A 20,293-nucleotide genomic window follows, 5' to 3' on the forward strand; every position below is an offset into this window, starting at 1 on the left:
GCCATTCATCCATATACCGAAACCATCGTTGTCCATGTTGCTCTGACAGGTTACGGGGACGCCCTGTTCTACGGGGCGTCGAACACCTATCAATTCGTGCCCGGACAAACGCTCAAACAGCGTTTATTTGCCTGGCACGTTCCTTCGTTCTACGGTACCGAACTCGAAACCCGGCAGATCGAAGAGATTGAGCTGGTCGTGCTTCCCGCCGAAGAAGTCATTCCGTTCTTTGCCGACATGCACACCCTGCTGCACATCGAATGGCAGTGGGACGAACAGGCCGCTCACCTCATCAGGCTGGCCCCGGTTCTGGCAGCAACCATCGAAGACCGCAAATTCGTGCCCAGCTTCGACGCTTTTCGCTCGGGGCGGCTGCAATGGTCTTGGGATGGTGCCGGCCTCAAAGCGCAGGATCGCTCCGCTCTCGCCAAAGCGCTGGAGGAAACGGACGAAAGCTTCGGCGAAGGCCTTGCCGCCGCATATTCGGCCTCCGTTTTCCAGCACTGCTACGGCACGGAAGAAACCGCGACCGACCTGCGGCGCGAATTTCCGCAGCTCTTCCCTCAAGGCGGCGCCTTGCCGAAGGTTGCGCCCGGCCTGGATGCACAGGCATGGCTTGTCTCCATCGGCTGGAAAGCGGACGCGGCACCGTTCCGTCCGCTGCTGCAATTGCTGGAGCCGGATGACGACTCCCCCGCCTGGCGGCTGCGGCTCGTATTGCAGGACAAGCTGGACGCCTCCGTGCTGCTGCCGATCAGGCTGGACTCACAAGGCCGCGCCGAAGGAGAATGGCCGCAGCTATGGGAGGCCTTCATCCTGGATCGTTCCGCCGGTTGGCTGGATCAGCTGCGCGGCCAATTAACGCGCGTCCACCGCTCGGAACGTGGCAGCCGCGACGTGTTGAGCGACCCGCTGAGCGACCAGGAGGCTTGGCAGTTCCTGACGGTGGAGAGCGGCCGATTGCTCGAAGCGGGCTGGCAGGTGCTGCTGCCGGGGTGGTGGGAAGCCGCCCGCAAGAAAAAGCCGCGTCTTCGCGCCAAAGTCAAGGAAGAAGAAGGCAAAGAACGCGGTCAGTCTTTTTTTGGACTGGACTCCATCATTCATTTCGACTGGCGCATTGCGATCGGCGATACGGACCTGAGCGAAGAGGAATTCGCCGACCTGGTCGCGCGCAACGAGCGGCTTGTCCGCTTCCGCGGCGAATGGGTACCGCTCGATCCCGCCCTCCTGGAACAGATCCGGCGGGCGATGGAAGGCGTGGACCGGAAGCAGGGATTGTCGTTCCAGGACATCCTGCATCTGCATCTGCTGCATAACGAGCAGCGCGAATATCGCAAGCTCAAGCAGCGTGAAGGACAGCAGGAAGAAGAACCTGAAGAATCGCCGGACCGCGTCCATCTGGAAGTGGAACTGAACGAACATTTGAACCGCATCATTGCCCAGCTTGGCGGCGGTCAGGGCGGCGCTCCTTCGCTGCCGGTGCCGGCCGGATTGCACGCCGAGCTTCGTTCCTACCAGAAGGAAGGCTTCTCTTGGCTGGGCTTCCTGCGCCGATTCGGGCTTGGGGCCTGTCTCGCCGACGACATGGGGCTTGGGAAGACGATTCAGTTCATTACGTACCTTCTGCATCTGAAGGAAAACGAACCACGTTCCGCAGGACAGGCGCCTGCCCTGCTCGTCTGTCCCACCTCCGTGCTGGGCAACTGGCAGAAGGAGATCAGCCGTTTTGCCCCGTCCGTGAACGTCCTGCTTCATTATGGGGCGCGCAGAAGCAGCGGAGACGAATTCCGGGCCCAGATGGAGCAAGTGGATATCGTCATCACGTCCTATGCTACCGCAACGCTGGATCAGGAAATGCTGCAGTCCTATACCTGGGCTTCCATTTGCCTGGACGAAGCGCAGAATATCAAAAACGCGCAGACGAAACAGTCTCTCGCCGTACGCAGCTTTCCCGCCAAACATCGCATTGCGCTGACAGGTACGCCGATCGAGAACAGGCTCGCCGAGCTGTGGTCGATCTACGATTTCATCAACCCTGGGTATTTGGGCAGCGCCAGAGCGTTCCAGAACCGCTTTATCAGCGCGATCGAGAAGGATAAAGACGAGGACCGCATGCAGGACCTGCAGCAGCTGGTGAAACCGTTCATGCTTCGCCGCAAAAAAAAGGACCCGAACATCCAGCTCGATCTGCCTGACAAAAACGAAATGAAAACCTATATCCATCTTACCGGCGAACAAAGCGCCCTCTATGACCAATCCGTCAAGGAATTGATGGACAAAATGAAAGAGCTGGAGGGCATCAAGCGCAAAGGCGCGATCCTGTCCGCCCTGACCCAGCTCAAGCAGCTCTGCGACCATCCGCTGCTGGTTACGAAAGAACCGCCTCCCGAGGCGCTGTCCGCAGGCGAAGCCGACTCGGAGTACGACACGTACAGCCCGCAGGACATGGCTATGCTGATCAGCCGGTCAGCCAAGCTGGAACGGCTGATGGAGCTTGTGCGGGAGCTGCGGGAGGAAGGCGAGCGCTGCCTGATTTTCACGCAATATATCGGCATGGGCGAAATGCTCCAGAGGGTGTTGCGGCAAGAACTGCAGGAACCCGTGCTCTACCTGCACGGCGGCACGTCCAAAAAAGCGCGCGATCGCATGATCGAACAATTCCAATCCCGGACGCTGCTGGCGGACCAGCAGCCTTCCGTTTTCATCCTGTCGATCAAGGCAGGCGGAGTCGGCCTTAACCTGACGGCGGCCAACCATGTGTTCCATTTCGACCGCTGGTGGAACCCGGCCGTCGAGAACCAGGCCACCGACCGCGCCTATCGCATGGGCCAGACCAAGGACGTTCAGGTACACAAGTTCATCTCGCTTGGCACGCTCGAGGAGCGCATCGACGAAATGCTGGAAAGCAAACAGCAGCTTAGCGACAACATCATTACAAGCTCCGAAAACTGGATTACCGAGCTGTCGACCGATGAATTGCAGGACTTGTTCACCCGTCGGCGGGATTGGTCTTGACCTAAAAAAGAGCGAAGGTTGGAGTCAAAACTCCGCCTTCGCTCTTTGCTTACCCGCTCTTCCCTGTCTTATCGCATGTTGCCGATAATGGACGATCTGGAATCCTGCATTTTTTTGATGAAATTGGTCATGACGTCAAATGCCTCGTTGCGCTTGTTGCTCAACGACTGCAGGCGAAGCATGTCCATTTGCTGCGAGCTGCCCAGTGCATCGATCTGGCTCTTGATCGCTTGGACCGCCGCTTGGTCCCCGCGCAGTTGAGCTTGCTGCAATTGTTCATTCAATTGCGCAATCTGCTGGTTGCGCTGCTGCACCGCGTCCAATTGCGATTTAAGCTGTTGTTCCAGCAATGCGGCGCGCTGGGTTTGGACCATCATCAGCGCCGTCTCCAAATCCATGCTTTGCAAATCGATGCTAGTCACGGATGGGATGGACGATCCCACATATGTACTGCTTTGCGCCGACACGGCAGAACCGATGGATACGGCTGCTACCGTGGCGATCACGGTGGACGTAATGAACTTGCCCGTTTTTTTCACCGAAAACACCTCCCCCAATTTCGAAAGACGACTATACAAAAAGAGACATCTTTCGACGCCATTATATCAAAGGTCCTACAACCTTCAACCCATAATCGCAAAAATGAGACACATTTGATACTCCAGGCTCTAAATGCGGCAGTTTACCCTCACTCACCCTGTCCAACCAAACCAAAAGCGGTCCGTTCCTCTCCCACATCTGGGCAAGGCAATGGACCGCAATGGATGCTCATGTTTATTGGGTTAATGTGCCGTTTCCGTCGATGCTCCCTTTCCGGCCAGCCGTTTCACGATATAAGGTACGGTGATGGATGTCAGGATAACCGCAAAAGCGATCTGCGCAATAGCCGATTCAACATACGGAGCATAAGCCGGATTAAATCCGGCGGCCATGGCGGGCACCACCATGGACAATCCGGCGACCGAGCAGGTGGCTGCTGCCGCATACCCCGGGCGCTTTAACAAAGCACGGTCAATCATGATCAGCGGCAGTAAACAAAGGATGAAAAACAGCAGCGTTACCAACAGCCCGGACAGACTCGAACGGAAAGCAACGCCCAGGTCGATGTTCGACCCGAAGCTTGTCCCCAAGAACGGCAGCAAAATGACCGTTCCCGGAGCAAACATCTTCTGGATATTGCCATCAAGATTGCCCAGCAGGATGCCGATCAGGAAAGGAACCAGCGTGGCCAGCACGCTCAGGTAATCGATCCCCACGCCGCTGGCCGAATTCAGGATCATGACCGGAATGACCGGAACGGCGATCAGGTTCAAAATGCCGAATGCTGCCTGGTCCACATCGTCTCCATAGGAATTCATCAAGGCCAGGTAAAGGCCCGGATTGCAGCTGGTCAACACGGCGATGAACGCAACGGCGGAAATGCCGGCAAAGCCCTCCACGCCGAACCATTGCACGAATGTCCAGCCGAACAGCCAGGCGATCAGCACTCTGGCCAGACAGTGCACCCCTGCCCGCTTCAGCGTGACAGGGAGCTTCCGCAAGTTCAATTGCGTGCCCGATACGAGCAGAATCATGCCGATGAGCACCATCGTTCCTTTCGAGGTGAATAGCGCCGTTGTCGGGTCACCCATCTGAAAGAACTGCGGAAACACCGTGTTGACGACGGCTGCCAGCATCATGGGCACGATGAGCAGGCCGCCGGGAATTTTTTTAACCGATCCCAGAATGTTCATTGCGTCTATAGCTCGGCTCCGTTCGTCCGGATCACGTTCTGATACCAATAGAAGGAGTCTTTGCGGGTTCTCTTCATCGTACCGTTGCCGTAGTCATCCTGATCGACATAGATGAAACCGTAACGTTTGCTCATCTCCGACGTCGAAGAACTGATCATGTCGATCGGTCCCCACATCGTATACCCGATCACTTCCACGCCGTCCTGAATGGCCAGGCCCATCTGTTCGATATGTTTGCTTAAGAAATCAATGCGGTAAGGGTCGTTTACCGTGCCGTCTTCATTCACTTTGTCGTAGAAACCGGAGCTGTTCTCCAAAATGAATACCGGTTTGTGGTAGCGGTCATATACCAGGTTCAACGTGTAACGGAGACCCACAGGGTCGATCTGCCAGCCCCACTCGTTTTCGGGCAAATGCGGGTTTTTGTACACGCTGTGTACGTTGCCTGCCGTCAATTCCAACTGTTCCATGTCGCTGCTGGAAATCATGGAGTTGTAGTAGGACATACCCACGAAATCGGCCGTATACGCGCGGATGCTATCCAGATCGCCATCCTCCATCTGCAGCTCGATTCCTTTTTCCTTGAAGTACGTCTTGGCGAAATACGGGTATTCGCCCAGGTTCAGCACGTCAAGGAAGAACTGGTTTTTCATTTGGTCATCCTTTTGCATCTGGAGCGCGTCCTCCGGTTTGCACGTGTAAGGGTAGGTCGTGAAATATGCCACCATACTGCCGATTTTGTTATTCGGGTCGATCTCGTGTGCCCGTTTGGTTGCTCTGGACGCCGCCACGAACTGATGGTGCAGCCCTTGGAACAGCATTTCCTCGTAATTCGGTTTGTCGTATTCGATAATGCCGAGCGTTTTGGCGCCGGCCTTCACGCTCATGTTGATTTCGTTGAACGTTACCCAGTACTTCACTTTCCCCTTGTAACGATTGAACAACACTTCGCAGTAGTTGAGGTACAAGTCCACCAGCTTGCGGTTATACCAGCCGCCGAATTTGTCGATCAGCACGATCGGCATGTCGAAATGACTGATCGTAATCAGCGGTTCCATGCCATGTTTCAGGCACTCGTCGATGACTTGATCATAGAATTGCAAAGCCTTTTCGTTTGGTGCTGCATCATCTCCGCCAGGGAATACACGCGCCCATGCAATGGAATAACGGAACACTTTGAAGCCCATTTCGGCAAAAAGGGCAATATCCTCGCGGAATGTATGGTAAAAGTCGATGCCGCGGCGTTTCGGATATTTAACGGTATCCGGGTCGTTTTTGGCCTCTTCGATCATCTCGCGGTTAATTTTCATCTGTTTGGTAACTTTGCGGTCATTGTTGGCATTGAACTTCATCACTTCGGGAATGGTCAGGCTTTTGCCATCCACGTTGTAAGCTCCCTCTGCCTGACATGCCGAAAGTGCGCCTCCCCATAAAAATCCTTCCGGGAATAAAGATTGTGTCATGTTGTTTTCCTCCTTGAGTGTGATAAAAGGGGCAAAAAGGAGCCGCGCTCCCATTGGCCCAACGCATCCGCCACGATTGTGGTTGGATTACGATTACGGAATCAATTTGAGCAGCGCTTCGCTTTCCTTGATCGAACCGCTGTCCGACGCCGTGAGCACGTCGCCGAATTGCTGCATGTTGGTCACGACGATGGACGTAATCGTATTGTATCCATCGGCTTTGATGCCTTCCGGGTCGAATTCCACCAGCAGGTCGCCCGCCTGCATGGATTGCCCTTGCTCCACATGGGATGTGAAATGTTTGCCTTTCAGGCTCACCGTATCCACGCCGATATGAATCAAAATTTCTACGCCGTTCGATGCTTTGAGCCCGATGGCATGTTTGGTTCTGTACAACGCTTCGACAACCCCGTCAAACGGAGCATATACTTTGCCTTCGGTCGGCACGATGGCGATGCCTTTGCCCATTAACTCCTGTGCAAATGCTTGGTCCTCGACCTCGGACAACGGCTTGACCTCGCCCGTCATCGGGCTCACGATGAGCATGTCGGATGCAGCCGAAGCTGCGGAGACGGAAGAATCCGCAAGCGATTCGTTCGCCACCGCGCTCGTTGTCGCGGAAGCTGCATTTTTTTCTTTGCGTGCAGCGGTCTTCCCGTCTGCATCTTCCTTGATGCCTGCCAGCAGCGTAAACACGAAACCAAGAACAACGGCCGCAATAGAGCCGATGACGACATAAACGTAACTGTCGGCCGTGTACGTCCCCAATGCCAGCACACCTGGCAGGGCAATCGCGTTAGCACTGGCATGCACAATACTGTAGAAACCGCTCACGATTCCCGCTGCAGCGCAACCTGCAAAGAACGGTCGTTTATAACGGAGATTGACCCCGTAGATCGCCGGTTCGGTAATGCCGAACAAGGCGGTAAACCCGGCAGAGCCCGATGCTGATTTCATCGTTTTGTTTTTCGTAAGCACAAACACGGCGAATGCGGCACCCGCTTGGGCAAGATTCCCTGCGAGCGCTGCCGGCAGCAAAACGGTAGAACCCAGACTTGCCACCTGTTGAATTTGAATCGGCATGATCGCATAGTGCATGCCGAACATGACCATGATTGGTTTAAAGAACCCGAGAATCGCACCTGCCAGCACGCCAGCCGTTGCGTACAAATAGTTGATGCCATCCGTCAACCAGGTACCGATATAAGAACCGATCGGCCCAAGCACGATCAATTCGAGCGGGATCATGATGAACAACACAATCATCGGCGTCAGCAGGACGCGCAAAAACTTGGGAATGACTTTGTCGACGACCGGGTACACGTAACTCATAATCCATACGCCTAGAATAATGGGAATGACAGACGAAGAGTATTTCATGAGCAGGATCGGCATACCGAGAAAATCAATGGTTTTCACACCGGTATCGGCAATTTTGGCCGCCGCATCAAGAATGACCGGGTGCATCAGGCCTGCGGCAAGCGCCACGGCCAGATACGGATTGGTTTTGAATTTGTGGGCCGCACTTACGGCCAGGAAGAAAGGCAGGAAATAGAAGATCAAATCGCCGATCATGTTGATGATCGACAGGAAGCCGGAGCCCTCCAACCATCCAAGGGCCGCCATAACGGTGGCCACGCACTTGATCATACCGCAGCCGACCAAGGCCGGAAGCACGGGCGTAAAAATGCCCGCGATCGTTTCGAGCACCGCATTGATCGGATTTTGTTTCTTTTTCGGTGCCGCTTCTCCTTCTTCCGTTTGCAGGTTGCCGGAGGTAAGATTGCGAATCTCGCCGTAAACGGCGTCAACCTTGTTCCCCACGACCACCTGAACCTGCCCTCCGGCATTTTGCGCTTTCAGTACGCCTTCCAGGCTGTCCAGCGCCTTCAGGTCTGCCTTTCCGTCTTCTTTCAATACAAATCTGAGCCGCGTGGCGCAATGCGTCAAAGAGGAAATGTTACGCTCGCCGCCGACGAGCTCCAGCACGTTTTGGGCCAATTCCTTGTTGTTCATGACCATTCTCCTTAACAAAGTAGTAGAAGATTTCAAAAAAAAATGACCAAGCCAGGGAATCGTCATTCCCCTATGCTTGGTCATGCCTGATCGAATCAGTAACAGTCCATATGGTTACATTCAGTTGTCGAATGGATTGGGCTGGTCATTGGAGATCAGCCTTTGGATATGAAGAATGAGATACAATTTCTCGTCATTGGTACAGGTCCAGCCGTAATTGTTGTGCAGAAACGCCGCAATCTTCTCCACGCACTGCAGTTCACGCGGAAATTTCTCCTTCACCATCTCGTACAAGGATTCATTCTCATCTTTCAGCGACTTGCCGCTCATCTGCCGCATGATGAAGTAGCGAATATGGGTGGCAAAACGCATGAAATGAATGGACTCCTCCTGAAAGTCGATTTTCAGTGCGTATTTGATGATGGACAAAATCTCGCCGGTCACGGTCATGATTTTGGTCGTATCGCTCATTTCGCCCGAACCTACCTGGGCATTCACGAAATGCAAAGCGATCAAGGTAGTTTCGGCTGCCGGGAGCTTGACCCCCGATTTTTCTTCAATCAATCGGACTGCTGCTTCTCCTACACGGGTCTCATCCGGGTACAGGGTGCGCACTTCCCATTCCAGCGGATTGTTGATGGAGACGCCTTCACGGGTACGAACCAGGGCGAAACTGATATGGTCAGACAGGGTGAGCAGCAGATTGGGATTGAACGTTTTGCCCAAAATGTCGCTGCCCAGCTTAATGACTTCCTCCGCGAGGTAAATATCCTCGATCGGAATGCTGTTCAACAAGTCGTACATGCGGATGTTTTTGGGAGCTACGAGAATTTTCTCTACCATATCTGTTTCGGTCAACTCGTATGGCGTCTTCAGAAAACCTACTCCCTTGCCAACCACAAACACTTCTTCGTTTTTGTCATTAATGGCAATCGCCACGTTGTTGTTCACTTTCTTGATCACCTTCATGCACGCTCACCCCCCTGCAAAAAATAAAAAATGACCGAAAGCGATTACAGATTATGCAATCGAATTCGGTCATGCCTGGTTCGCCCAGTAACAGTCCGTGTTAGGAATATACCCTTATTATAGTCTGAAGCGCCAAATTGTCAACCATCCATTATCAGGAATATGGTGCCCCAGCACTAGTCGGTTTACTCTAGGGCGAGCAATTCCCCAAATCTGGCGCCCTCCGTTCAGATGAAAAATGCGCTGCACTGTGATACAATAAAGGAATTGTGCATTCACTGAGAGGCTATGAATCAGTCGGCCTTCAATTCCATATACAAAACGACAAAGCAGCCACTTTTAGGAGGTTAATGGAACGACCATGCTTATTATAGGTATCGCCGGAGGGACCGGTTCCGGCAAAACGACGGTGGCCCGCTCCGTCATTCAACGTCTGGGGTCAGGCAAAGTTACGTTTATCTCCCAGGACAATTATTACAAAGACCAGTCCCACCTCACGCCCGAGCAGCGCAGATTGACCAATTACGATCATCCCTTCGCTTTTGACAATGATCTGTTGATCGAACATCTTACCCTTTTGAAAAACGGACAGACGGCTTACGCGCCGGTGTACGACTTCACCTTGGACAATCGCTCCGCCGATGAAACGGTAGAGCTGGAGCCCAACCACATCGTCATCGTGGAAGGTCTGCATGTGTTGATCGACGAGCAGCTTCGCAGCCTGATGGATATCAAAGTATTCGTCGATACCGATTCCGATGTGCGGATTTTGCGCAGAGTGCTCCGAGACATCGAGGAACGCGGGCGCACGATCCAATCGGTGTACAAACAGTACCTCGAAACGGTCAAACCGATGCATGACGCATTTATCGAGCCATCCAAAAAGTATGCGGACATCATTATTCCCGAAGGCGGGCACAACGAAGTCGGCATTCAGATGCTGTCCATTCTCACCGAGAAATACCTGAACGGCGAAAATTGGAATATGGCATAAGGACTGGCCGGATCGAATGGATCCATCCAACTATACTTGTTCAAAGATTTACCGGGTACGCACTTTGCGTATCCGTTTTTTTGTGTATACCTCTCCTTCACGCTGCTCTAGCGATGTCTTTCCTTACCTCCATGCCACTCTCCAATCTGTGTTTCCATCAGGGCTTCGTCCCTGAATTAGCGTCCATATTTCATGTACACAAAATAATTGTGACCATGTCATGCCTCACGCAGGTCTAACTAATGTATCAAAAATAAAAAAATATATATAAATCGCAAAAAAACATACACACGTTAACGGAGAGGCAGAACCAATCTGAAGAAGCGGAGCGGTCTAAGAGCTTTCTGAAAGAAAGCTGCTTCGAAAGCATAGGCTGTTCACCGGATTTTCCCTTGAAAAAGGGGAGTCAAAAAATCCGGGGATAACAGCGATCGGAAGATGGTACTGCACTCGTAGTGGCCTTGTGTGATGGATTCGTGCGGTTTATATAGCACGCTCATCAAGAAAGGAGTGATCGCTGTGGATTGGGCCCAACTTGTTCCACAAGCCATCCAAGGAAATCGAGAGGCGTTCGTCAGCCTTATCAGACATATGGAACATTCATTGTACAACACCGCCAAAAGCATGCTTCGCCAAGAAGAGGATGTCGCCGACGCGGTCCAGGAAACGATACTGAAGGCTTACAAGGCCATGCATACGCTTCGGGAGCCGAAATATTTCAAAACATGGATCTTCCGCATCCTCATCAACGAATGCAACACCCTATTGTCCCGTCGATCACGATCCATATCGTATGCAGAAGTTCCCGAGAATCCCGATCACGGTCATGATTACGATCATGTGGATTTGAGAGAAGCCGTTGACCGGCTCGATGAACAAAAGCGGATCGTTGTTGTGCTTCATTACTTTGAAGACCTTACCACCAAGCAGATCGCGGATACGCTGAACATTTCCGAAAGCGCGGTTAAAATGCGCCTGCAGCGTGCCAGAAATGAGTTGTACCGTAAATTCAAATTGTTTCGGGAGGGAAAATTAAATGTTGAAACCATCTAATATTGAACAATTACTACGTGAGACAGGCGAGAATAAACCGGAAATATCGGAGCTCGTCCGCAGCCGCATCGATGAGACCCTTGCTTCATTGCCGGCAGCGCATGCACATACTCAACCGGAGATTGAGACGCAGCCGCGTGCCCGGAAACGCTCCCGGCTGCGCCGCGCAGGGTTCATTGCCATGGCCAGCAGTTTAGCTGCCGTTACCGTATTTGCTTCAGGTTTTGTATCGCCGGCCATGGCCGACTCGATCAAAAAAATCCCTTTGGTCGGCAGCCTGTTCAGCACCATTCAGGCAGATATCGGACTGCAACAAGCTGGAAAAGACGGGCTGGTATCCCAAACAAACAGCACCGTTTCTTATCAGGATGTCAAGCTGGATGTCTTCGAAACGGTGTATGACGGAACGCGCGCAGCCTTTTTGGTACGGGTCAACGCTCCCAATCTCAAGGATGGGAAGTACGATACCGGCGAAGATATCATTCCTTTAAGCAGCGGGATCAGCAATGTCTTTTTTGAAGTCGATGGCTACCAACAAACAGGCGGTTTGTTCTACTCCTCTGCAGGAGAGACTGAGCCTGACGTACTCGTCTTCGAAAATGTGTTCGAAAAAGCAGGCCAGGGTGCCTCTCTGCCCGACCACTTTAACGCAGAAGTCTCGATTTCCTTGGAGGGTATCGACCATGAATTCAAACTGGACGTTCCTTTCACCAAGTCAACGGAAGACATTGTCGATTTCAAGCCGGATGCGGCCCACGCCTCCAACGATCAGTTTACCGCTTCCGTATCGAACATCCACATCACGCCGATTACGACCCGTATCTCCACGTCCATTCTGGTGAATGGCAAGAAGAGCTTGACTCTTAAGGAAGAGGAAAAACTCAGGAAGGTAGGCATTGCCCTATTTGACGATCAGGGGCGACAGCTTCCCGCCTTGAGCGGCGAAGGGTTGTATACCGATAACCGGCTGGACAGCGATCGCTTGTATGGCACAACTCCCGGGGATACCCGTTACCTCGTCGTACGGCCGTTCATCATTGAAGATGACTTCAACGAAAAAGTGAAAGAACGCCAATTCATCGAGGGCATGGAGATGACCATCCAGCTCCCCACACCTGCGAGCCAGCACTAATTTGGCCTCAAAGCAGCCATCGCCTGCAGATTAACCTCCTGAAACAGATGAAACGGGTTATAACCGGCAAAACAAAAACCAAGACTCCCCGGGCAGAACATCACTCGGGAAGTCTTGGTTTTTTATATGACTTCTTTGTTTCCCCTTATTTCATTCCTGATTTTCCTGACGGACAAAACGGATGCCATCAGACTACGGGTATACGGATGCCGTGCAGCCGTGGTTAACTTAGCGCTCTCCAACACTTCCACGATCTCGCCCTTGTTCATTACCGCAACCCTGTCGCTTACTTTCTGCACTACGGCAAGGTCATGCGAAATGAACATGCAGGATACGCCGGTTTCCCGGCGGAGCTGGACGAGCAGGTCCAACATTTGCTGCTGGATCGGGGCGTCCAAAGCGGAAGTAGCTTCATCGAACAGAATGATGTCCGGCTGCACGCCGATCGCCCGGGCTATGACCGCCCGCTGCTGCTCGCCCCCGCTTAGCTCATGCGGATACTTATCCGCTGCTTCAGCGGGCAAACCGACGCGCTCAAGCAGGCGCAGCACGGCCGTTTCCGCTTCGGAACGGCGCATCATTTTGTAATTCAGGAGAGGCTCCCGCACGAATTTGCCGATGCTCGTCCGCGGATTGAAGATGGACGAAGGTTCCTGAAAGACCATCTGAACCTGTTTATACAGCTGTCGCAATGGTTCTCCTTTGAGCTGCGTTATATCCTTCCCCCGATAAAACATTTGTCCGGACGTCACTTTCTCCAAATGTGTGATACACCTGGCCAACGTGCTTTTTCCGCTGCCGCTTTCGCCTACGATCCCCAGACATTCGCCCGGATATAATTGCAGATTAACGTTGCATAGTGCCTGCACGGAACCATGTCCAGGCGCTGCGTAGCATTTGTTCAGTTCCGTAAGTTCCAAAATAGGTGCTTCATGACCACTCATCCTCTATGTTCCTCCAATTCGGGCACGGCGTTCAGCAGTTTGCGGGTGTACGGAGCCTGCGGCGACGTGATGATGTCGGCGGTCCGCCCGTATTCAACCATCTCTCCGCTCTGCATGACACCGATTCGGTCGGCCATGTGCGCTGCAACGGCAATGTTATGGGTAACCAGGATGACACCGGTTCCTCTATGGTCGCTGAGTTCGCGCAGCCGCTTCATCACCTCGGCTTGGGTCGATACGTCGAGCGCGCTGGTCGGTTCGTCCGCAAGCAGCAGCTCCGGCTCCATCGTCACGGCCATGGCAATGGCCACCCGTTGCTTCATGCCCCCGCTAAGTTGGTTTGGATAAGACTTCATGACGCGCTCAGGGTCAGCCAGTCCCATGCCGGACAACGTATCCACGGCCATACGCTGGGCCGATTTGCGCGTTACTTTTATATGCGTGCGGATCGCTTCCTCGTATTGGCTGCCAATTTTGCGGATCGGATTCAGGTGGGACCCGCTGTCCTGAAATACCATGGCGATCCTTTTGCCGCGAATCCTGCTCCAGTCTTTTGGGGCAAGGCCCATCACGGATTGGCCCTGAAACAAGATGTCGCCTCCCGCATATGTCCCTCTGCTGGGCAGCATGCCGAGCAGAGCCCGCAGCAGCGTCGATTTCCCACTGCCGCTCTCGCCGACGATGCCCAGCACTTCGCCGGCATGCATTTCGAATGAAAGGTGCTTCAACGCAGCTTGTTCCTTCCCGTAAGCCACAGACAAATCACTTACCCGCAGCAAAGGAGTCATTGCTGATCAACCTTGATGTTGCGATCCAGCAAATAAAAGTCGATCGGATACATGGTTGCACCCTGAACGGTATTTTTGCTGACAATGTTGATCGGCGTATACGTAATGAACATATAAGCGGCATCGTCCAGAATAATTTGCTGCGCCTCTGCGGCCAGTTCATATCTTTTTTCAACGTCGAACTCGGAATGCAGGCGGTCGATGATTTCGTCCAGCTTCGGATTGCTGTATCCGCCAACGTTCCATTCCGCCCCCGTTTTGAAATAGAAATCGAGGATGTACTGAGGGTCGCCCGTAATGCCCGTATTAATGCTGGTCAGCGCCAGATCATAGTTACCGCTCCTCTGATGGTCGGTCAAATCCTCGTAAGAGGCCAGCTCCAGGTTTACTCCGATCTCCTTGAGCTGGGACTGCATCGCAGCCGCAACGGTCGCATCCGACTCGTACGCAGAGTTGAGGATCATCTGAAGCGTCAGCTTCTGGCCGTCTTTCTCCCGAATGCCGTCGCCATCCGTGTCCTTGAATCCCGCTTCGTCCAGCAGCTGCTTGGCCTGTTCCGGTTCATAGTCGTACCCTTTGAGTTTGTCATATCCGAACGGGAGCGCGGAAGTAAACGGTCCTTTTGCCGCCTGGCCGCCGATCAGCGTACCGGCATACATCTCGCGGTCGATGCCATACGAGATGGCACGGCGAACGTTGGCATTCTCAAGCAGCTTATGCGTTGTATTGAACCAGACAAACTGCGTGCGCAAGCTTGGAATTTCGTCGATGGCATACTGGCCCTTGTCCTCGAACAAAGAGAGGCTGCTGCGCCCAACGTTGCTCGCCACGTCGATTTCGCCCGACTGCAAGGCCAGTGCTCGCGTGCTGTCATCCTTAATGTATTTGAACGTGATCGTATCCGTTTCGGGAGCACCGTCCCAATACCCGTCATACTTTTTCACCTGAATTTCTTGATCCGGGGTATACGAGGTTACCATGAACGGACCCGTTGCAACCGGCTGGCTCTCGAATCTTGATGTATCTGCACTGGTGTCCACGATGACGAACAGCGGTTCCGCAATGTTTCCGAGCAGGGAAGCGTAAGGTTCCGTCGTTTGGATCGTCAAATCTTGCCCTTCCGCCTTCATGGATTCGATCGGCAGTGTGGACAGCCCTCTTTCGTTCAGCTCCAAGGCACGCTCAATCGATTTTTTCACAGCATCTGCCGTGACTTTGTTGCCATTATGGAACGTAACGCCATCGCGAATCTGGAACTTCCATGTGGTGTCATCGACTTGTTCCCACGATTCGGCAATTTTGGGCACAAGCTGCATGTTCTCGTCAAACTGGACCAACGTCTCGCCGATTGCCGCGCGTGTCAGCGTCCAGCCGTTCCATTCCACCGCCGGGTCCAGATTGGTGCCGAGCCAGAACAGAGCCACGTTCAAATGCGTCGGCGCAGCGGATGCACTCGTTGCCGGGCTTGTTTCTTTCCCACCGGTACCAGTCCTGCTGGATGAATTGGTACTTCCGCATGCCGTTAGGGCAAATACAATAAAAAATGACGCGAACGTAAGCAGTACTGCTTTTAAACGGGTTGTTTTCACTTCTATATCCTCCAGTCAAGCTGCGTTTTTTCGAGGGTCCAGCACATCCCTGAGGCTGTCGCCCAACAAATTAAAAATCATGACCGTACAAAATATCGCCAGGCCCGGATACAGCAATAGCCATGGGGCCGTCTGCAGGTATCTCCGGCCTTCGTTCAGCATGGCTCCCCACTCCGGTTCCGGCGGCTGCGCTCCAAGCCCCAGAAAGGACAAGCCGGATATGGAGAGCATCATGCCGCCCACATCCATCATGGCCATCACGATTAACGGTGACAGCATGTTCGGCAGAACGGTGCCCCAAACGATTCGGGTACGACGCGCCCCGCTGAAAGCGGCGGCGGCGACATATTCCTTTTGTCGCAGCGATATGACCAAACTTCTCGCCATGCGCGCATATTTGGCCCACCAGACCACCGACAGCGCGATGACCGTATGAAGCAGACCCGGACCCAACATGCCGACGACGGCGATGGCGAAAATGATTCCGGGAAAAGCCATCATCGTATCGGCCAGCCGCATCAACAGCGAATCCACGATGCCGCGCGCATAACCGGCAATGATGCCGATGCCTACGCCGATCCCGAACACGATGCCGATCATCATGAAGGTCAGCAGCAGCGACGTGCGTGCCCCATACAGGATACGGGACAGGATGCATCGTCCCAATTGGTCGGTCCCGAGCGGATACTCGGGGCTGGCGGGTTGCAGCACCATGCCAAAGTTGGTGGCCAGCGGATCATGCGGCGCAAACAGGGGGGCGATCATGGCGAGCACGATCCAACACGCCGTCAACGCGAGCACCACGGCGAACCAACGATGCTGCGACAACGTAAGCCGGAATGTCCTCATCATACATCCACATCCAATCGGATCCGCGGGTCTCGCAGATGGGTCCATACATCGACCAACAGATTCAACACGACATACATCGTAGCCATCCAGATCACATAACCCTGAATGAGCGGATAATCCCGTGAAAAGATCGCTTCCACCGCCATCTGGCCCACGCCCGGCCACACGAACAAGCTCTCTATGATTGCGGCCCCGCCGAGCAGCGCCCCGGTAGACATGCCCATTAGCGTGATGACTGGAAGCATCGCGTTCGGAAGAATATGCCGGATCATGATTGTTCCTTCCTTCATGCCTCTGGCTCTGGCTCCGTCTACGTAGTTCTGGGAATGTTCCTCCAGAATGACGGCGCGGATTTGCCTGCTGTACTGAGCGATCAAAGGCAGTGCCAGCGTTAATGCAGGCAATACGAGACTATGCAGACCCGAGCTGCCCGTGACGGGAAACAGCCTCAGATGCACGCCGAACCAGAGCATAAGCAGCATGCCCAGCCAGAAGCTTGGCATGGACAACCCTGCGAAGGAGAACAGGCGAATGATGAGATCCAGCACTTTATTTCTATGGATGGCCGACAGGATGCCGAGCGGAAACGAAACAACGACCACAAGAAGCATGGCACCGCCTGTCAAACGCAGCGTGGCCGGCAAACGTGACATCAGCACGTCGAACACGGGCCGTCCGTATTTGTACGACGTACCGAAATCTCCTGTCCCGACTTGTCCAAGCCATAGGCCGTACCTCACCCAAAAGGGCTTGTCCAGTCCCAATTCTGCCCGCACCTGCTCAACCAGCTCCTCGGATGGCGTCACGCCCGTAGCCATGAGCATCAGCCTGGCCGGGTCTCCCGGCGACAGGTAGGTCAGGAGAAAGGTCAGGAAGGTGATGCCGAACAGAACGGCTGCCAGCTGAAGTATTCTTTTACCGATGTATTTGCCCAAAAGCCAGCCGTCCTCTCTGCTTCGATTCACAGCAAACCCGATCTCTGCCATGCAAAAAAGGCATCCCTCTCCCGTATATTCCCGGATAAGGACGCCTCAAATAAACCGATTCCCATACAAAAATCGCGCTAATTCAAAACACCTTCCTATCTCCCGTAGGCTGTTGCTGTGTTGTCAAACCGGGCAGGTCTCCTGGCTTCAGGATCAACATCGTTGCAGCGCCTTCCCGGCTATGGCCAGTGGCTTATCGCTGCCTGATTCCCCTGTTACAGTGGCGGGACCGCGCCGGCATTTCACCGGCTTCCCTATTAAGCTTGTACCCGATCGGGTACAGCACCCAGTTCCGTCTATTCGATTGGTATGTGTTCCAGTATAACTGGCAGATAGGCAAGATCATAGCTTTTTCTTCAAATTTAAGGGACTTATTCTATCGTGCATCACTCGTTTCAGTGGACTTGGTTCTGGCTCCCTTCGGAGACATGCCGGTGACCTTTTTGAACATTTTGGAGAACAATAGCGGGTCCGTATATCCCACCGAATGTGCCACCTCGCTAATGGACAGCATCGGACTCTGCAGCAGCTCGGCGGCGCGATTCATCCGGTATTCCAGAAAAAAAGATTGCAGCGGCTTGCCGTACTTTTCCTTAAACAGCCCCGACAGGTACGTGCGATCCAGTCCTACGGCTTGCGCGATGTCGAGAACGCTCGTTTTTTGGCTGTATCGGTTCTCCATGTATCTCACCGCCTGCCGTATGTACTCTTCTTTGGTAGAAGAAGGCTGCCGCTTGCCCTCCTCTTCCGGTGAAGAAGCAATCAGCTCGGCTATGAGGCGATACAACAAGCTTTGAGTAAACACGTCCGCGCCCGAGCGGCCGGACACCTGAACCATTTCCTGATACAATCCGTCCAGCGCCGCCTCGTTCCTTGCCCGAAACACCGGATGATCGGAATTCAACTGCGCGCGCTGCATGAACGCTTTGGCCTGCACGCCTTTGAAGCCAAACCACGAATACGTCCATGGGTCCGCCTCGTCGGCTTCATAATGCACGATCGTGTCGGGGAGAATGAGAAAACCTTGTCCCTTGGTTAACATATGCTGCCGATCGTTCATCAGCACCTTGCCGCGTCCCTTGTGAACGTAATGGATAATGTAGCTGTCACGGACGCCCGGCCCCCAGTAATGCAAAGGCTCACAGGCCTCCCACCCGAAAAAAAGCATGACCAATTCCATCTGCGTCCAATCCATCGGCACCACATTCATTTCGATTCTGCTCACGTCTGTCCCTTCCTTCTGTTTGGAGAGCCGCCAACGTTTGCACCCACGACTCACTTCTTCGAGTTTTATCAAAATTATAACAGGCAAACCGGGCCATATCGCAATGTAAACGAATGCAAAAATGGGATTATGCCATGTTTACGTGAGGTTGCGCCATAGTGAAACGTGCCAAATCGCCCTATAGTGGAGGTACACCAATCCACCAGGGAGGCTGAGCCTGAAATGAACAAAATTACGTTTCTCGGTGCGGGAAGCACCGTGTTTGTAAAAAACGTCCTCGGCGACGTCATGATGACCGAAGCGCTGCAAGATTTTGAACTGGCACTGTTCGATATCGATGCCGAGCGGCTGCGCGATTCCGAACGGCTGCTGGTCAGCATGGCACGTTCGCTTGGCAGCGGCTGCAAGGTGCAAACCTATTCCGATCGCAAGGAAGCGCTGCGCGGAGCCAAATACGTCATTAATGCCATCCAGGTGGGCGGATACGATCCGTGCACGATCACCGACTTCGAAATTCCGAAAAAATACGGCCTGCGCCAGACGATTGCGGATACGCTCGGCATCGGCGGCATTTTCCGCAACTTGCGGACCATTCCGGTCATGCTGGATTTCGCCCGGGATATCCAGGAAGTCTGCCCGGATGCCTGGTTCCTGAACTACACGAATCCGATGGCGGTGCTGACCAATGTCATGAGCGTGCATGGCGGCGTGAAAACGGTCGGCCTCTGCCACAGCGTGCAAGTGTGCGTACCGCATCTCTTCGACGCCCTCGGGATCGATCAGACCGGTGTTGTCGCCAAAATTGCGGGCATCAACCATATGGCCTGGCTGCTTGAAGTCACGCGGGACGGACAGGATCTGTATCCGGAAATCAAACGCCTTGCCCGCATCAAACAACAGGAGAAGCACGACGACATGGTGCGCTTCGAGTTGATGCATCGCTTCGGCTATTATGTGACTGAATCTTCCGAACACAATGCCGAGTATCATCCGTATTTCATCAAAAAGAATTACCCCGAACTGATCGAGCGCTTCAACATTCCGCTGGACGAATATCCGCGCCGCTGCGTCAATCAGATCGAAGGCTGGAAAGAAATGCGCGAGAAGCTGTTCGCCAGCGAAAACATCGAGCATACCCGCAGCCGGGAGTACGCCTCCCATATCATGGAGGCCATGGAGACGAACCGTCCTTATAAAATCGGCGGCAATGTCATGAACACCGGACTCATCACCAACCTGCCGCGCGAAGCCTGTGTCGAGGTACCGTGTCTAGTCGACGGATCGGGCATCACTCCGACGTACATCGGCGACCTGCCACCGCAGCTGGCTGCGCTGAACCGCACCAACATCAACACCCAACTGCTCACCATCGAAGCTGCCATCACAGGCAAAAAGGATCACATCTACCATGCAGCGATGCTTGATCCGCATACGTCGGCCGAGCTTTCCATCGACGACATCGTTTCCCTGTGCGACGAGCTGATCGAAGCTCACGGCGACTGGCTGCCGAAATTTACGTCTTAACATTACAATA

General features: G+C 53.7%; 16 protein-coding genes and 1 riboswitch. Of the genes, 5 read left to right on the plus strand and 11 right to left on the minus strand.

Features of this window, described 5'->3' with window-relative positions; genetic code table 11:
* Window positions 1-3: 3 nt before the first annotated feature.
* Window positions 4-3,015: a DEAD/DEAH box helicase gene (locus RSX24_RS24880; protein ID WP_343262123.1), complete on the plus strand. Its 3,012-nt coding sequence runs from the start codon at window positions 4-6 to the stop codon at window positions 3,013-3,015.
* Between the two features lie 68 nt (window positions 3,016-3,083).
* Here RSX24_RS24880 and RSX24_RS24885 read toward each other — a convergent pair whose 3' ends face one another.
* The 5 genes from RSX24_RS24885 to RSX24_RS24905 form a co-directional block, all read right to left on the minus strand.
* Window positions 3,084-3,554: a hypothetical protein gene (locus tag RSX24_RS24885; protein WP_343262064.1), complete on the minus strand. Its 471-nt coding sequence runs from the start codon at window positions 3,552-3,554 to the stop codon at window positions 3,084-3,086.
* A 243-nt stretch (window positions 3,555-3,797) separates the two neighbouring features.
* On the minus strand, window positions 3,798-4,748 hold the full coding sequence (locus tag RSX24_RS24890) for a 2-keto-3-deoxygluconate permease (protein ID WP_343262065.1): 951 nt from the start codon (window positions 4,746-4,748) through the stop codon (window positions 3,798-3,800).
* A gap of 5 nt (window positions 4,749-4,753) precedes the next feature.
* Window positions 4,754-6,211 carry a glycoside hydrolase family 1 protein gene (locus RSX24_RS24895; protein WP_343262066.1) on the minus strand — a complete coding sequence of 486 codons (1,458 nt, stop codon included), beginning with the start codon at window positions 6,209-6,211 and terminating at the stop codon, window positions 4,754-4,756.
* A 93-nt stretch (window positions 6,212-6,304) separates the two neighbouring features.
* The gene (locus RSX24_RS24900; RefSeq protein WP_343262067.1) at window positions 6,305-8,227 is read right to left on the minus strand and encodes a beta-glucoside-specific PTS transporter subunit IIABC; all 1,923 of its coding nucleotides are present in this window, start codon (window positions 8,225-8,227) and stop codon (window positions 6,305-6,307) included.
* 120 nt (window positions 8,228-8,347) lie between these two features.
* Window positions 8,348-9,196: a PRD domain-containing protein gene (locus RSX24_RS24905; protein WP_343262068.1), complete on the minus strand. Its 849-nt coding sequence runs from the start codon at window positions 9,194-9,196 to the stop codon at window positions 8,348-8,350.
* 361 nt (window positions 9,197-9,557) lie between these two features.
* Here RSX24_RS24905 and udk point away from each other — a divergent pair, with 361 nt between their 5' ends.
* From udk to RSX24_RS24920, 3 genes are all read left to right on the plus strand, one after another.
* Window positions 9,558-10,190 (plus strand): uridine kinase, encoded by a 633-nt coding sequence (gene udk, locus RSX24_RS24910; protein WP_236420303.1) that lies wholly within the window; start codon window positions 9,558-9,560, stop codon window positions 10,188-10,190.
* A gap of 519 nt (window positions 10,191-10,709) precedes the next feature.
* On the plus strand, window positions 10,710-11,243 hold the full coding sequence (locus RSX24_RS24915) for a sigma-70 family RNA polymerase sigma factor (protein WP_236420304.1): 534 nt from the start codon (window positions 10,710-10,712) through the stop codon (window positions 11,241-11,243).
* Window positions 11,227-12,375: a DUF4179 domain-containing protein gene (locus RSX24_RS24920; protein ID WP_343262069.1), complete on the plus strand. Its 1,149-nt coding sequence runs from the start codon at window positions 11,227-11,229 to the stop codon at window positions 12,373-12,375. Before RSX24_RS24915 ends, RSX24_RS24920 begins: the two co-directional genes overlap by 17 nt.
* A 122-nt stretch (window positions 12,376-12,497) precedes the next feature.
* On the opposite strand, the gene RSX24_RS24925 is transcribed toward RSX24_RS24920, so the two are convergent.
* The 6 genes from RSX24_RS24925 to RSX24_RS24950 form a co-directional block, all read right to left on the minus strand.
* Window positions 12,498-13,319, minus strand: coding sequence for an ABC transporter ATP-binding protein (locus RSX24_RS24925; RefSeq protein WP_343262070.1), 822 nt, complete (start codon window positions 13,317-13,319; stop codon window positions 12,498-12,500).
* Window positions 13,316-14,107, minus strand: a complete 792-nt coding sequence (locus RSX24_RS24930; RefSeq protein ID WP_343262071.1) for an ABC transporter ATP-binding protein — start codon at window positions 14,105-14,107, stop codon at window positions 13,316-13,318. Before RSX24_RS24930 ends, RSX24_RS24925 begins: the two co-directional genes overlap by 4 nt.
* Window positions 14,104-15,696 carry an ABC transporter substrate-binding protein gene (locus RSX24_RS24935; RefSeq protein WP_343262072.1) on the minus strand — a complete coding sequence of 531 codons (1,593 nt, stop codon included), beginning with the start codon at window positions 15,694-15,696 and terminating at the stop codon, window positions 14,104-14,106. The genes RSX24_RS24930 and RSX24_RS24935 overlap by 4 nt, the downstream gene beginning before the upstream one ends.
* 15 nt (window positions 15,697-15,711) lie before the next feature.
* The gene (gene nikC, locus RSX24_RS24940; protein ID WP_236420309.1) at window positions 15,712-16,548 is read right to left on the minus strand and encodes a nickel transporter permease; all 837 of its coding nucleotides are present in this window, start codon (window positions 16,546-16,548) and stop codon (window positions 15,712-15,714) included.
* Window positions 16,545-17,534 carry a nickel ABC transporter permease gene (gene nikB / locus RSX24_RS24945; protein ID WP_343262073.1) on the minus strand — a complete coding sequence of 330 codons (990 nt, stop codon included), beginning with the start codon at window positions 17,532-17,534 and terminating at the stop codon, window positions 16,545-16,547. Before nikB ends, nikC begins: the two co-directional genes overlap by 4 nt.
* Before the next feature lie 114 nt (window positions 17,535-17,648).
* Window positions 17,649-17,839, minus strand: a riboswitch (cobalamin riboswitch).
* A gap of 71 nt (window positions 17,840-17,910) precedes the next feature.
* Window positions 17,911-18,759, minus strand: a complete 849-nt coding sequence (locus RSX24_RS24950) for an AraC family ligand binding domain-containing protein (RefSeq protein WP_339275611.1) — start codon at window positions 18,757-18,759, stop codon at window positions 17,911-17,913.
* A gap of 222 nt (window positions 18,760-18,981) precedes the next feature.
* Between RSX24_RS24950 and RSX24_RS24955 the strand changes: the two genes are divergently transcribed.
* On the plus strand, window positions 18,982-20,283 hold the full coding sequence (locus RSX24_RS24955; RefSeq protein WP_236420312.1) for an alpha-glucosidase/alpha-galactosidase: 1,302 nt from the start codon (window positions 18,982-18,984) through the stop codon (window positions 20,281-20,283).
* Window positions 20,284-20,293: the final 10 nt, after the last annotated feature.

The sequence above is a fragment of the Paenibacillus hubeiensis genome (assembly GCF_032334105.1).
GTDB classification, from domain to species: Bacteria; Bacillota; Bacilli; order Paenibacillales; family Paenibacillaceae; genus Paenibacillus; species Paenibacillus hubeiensis.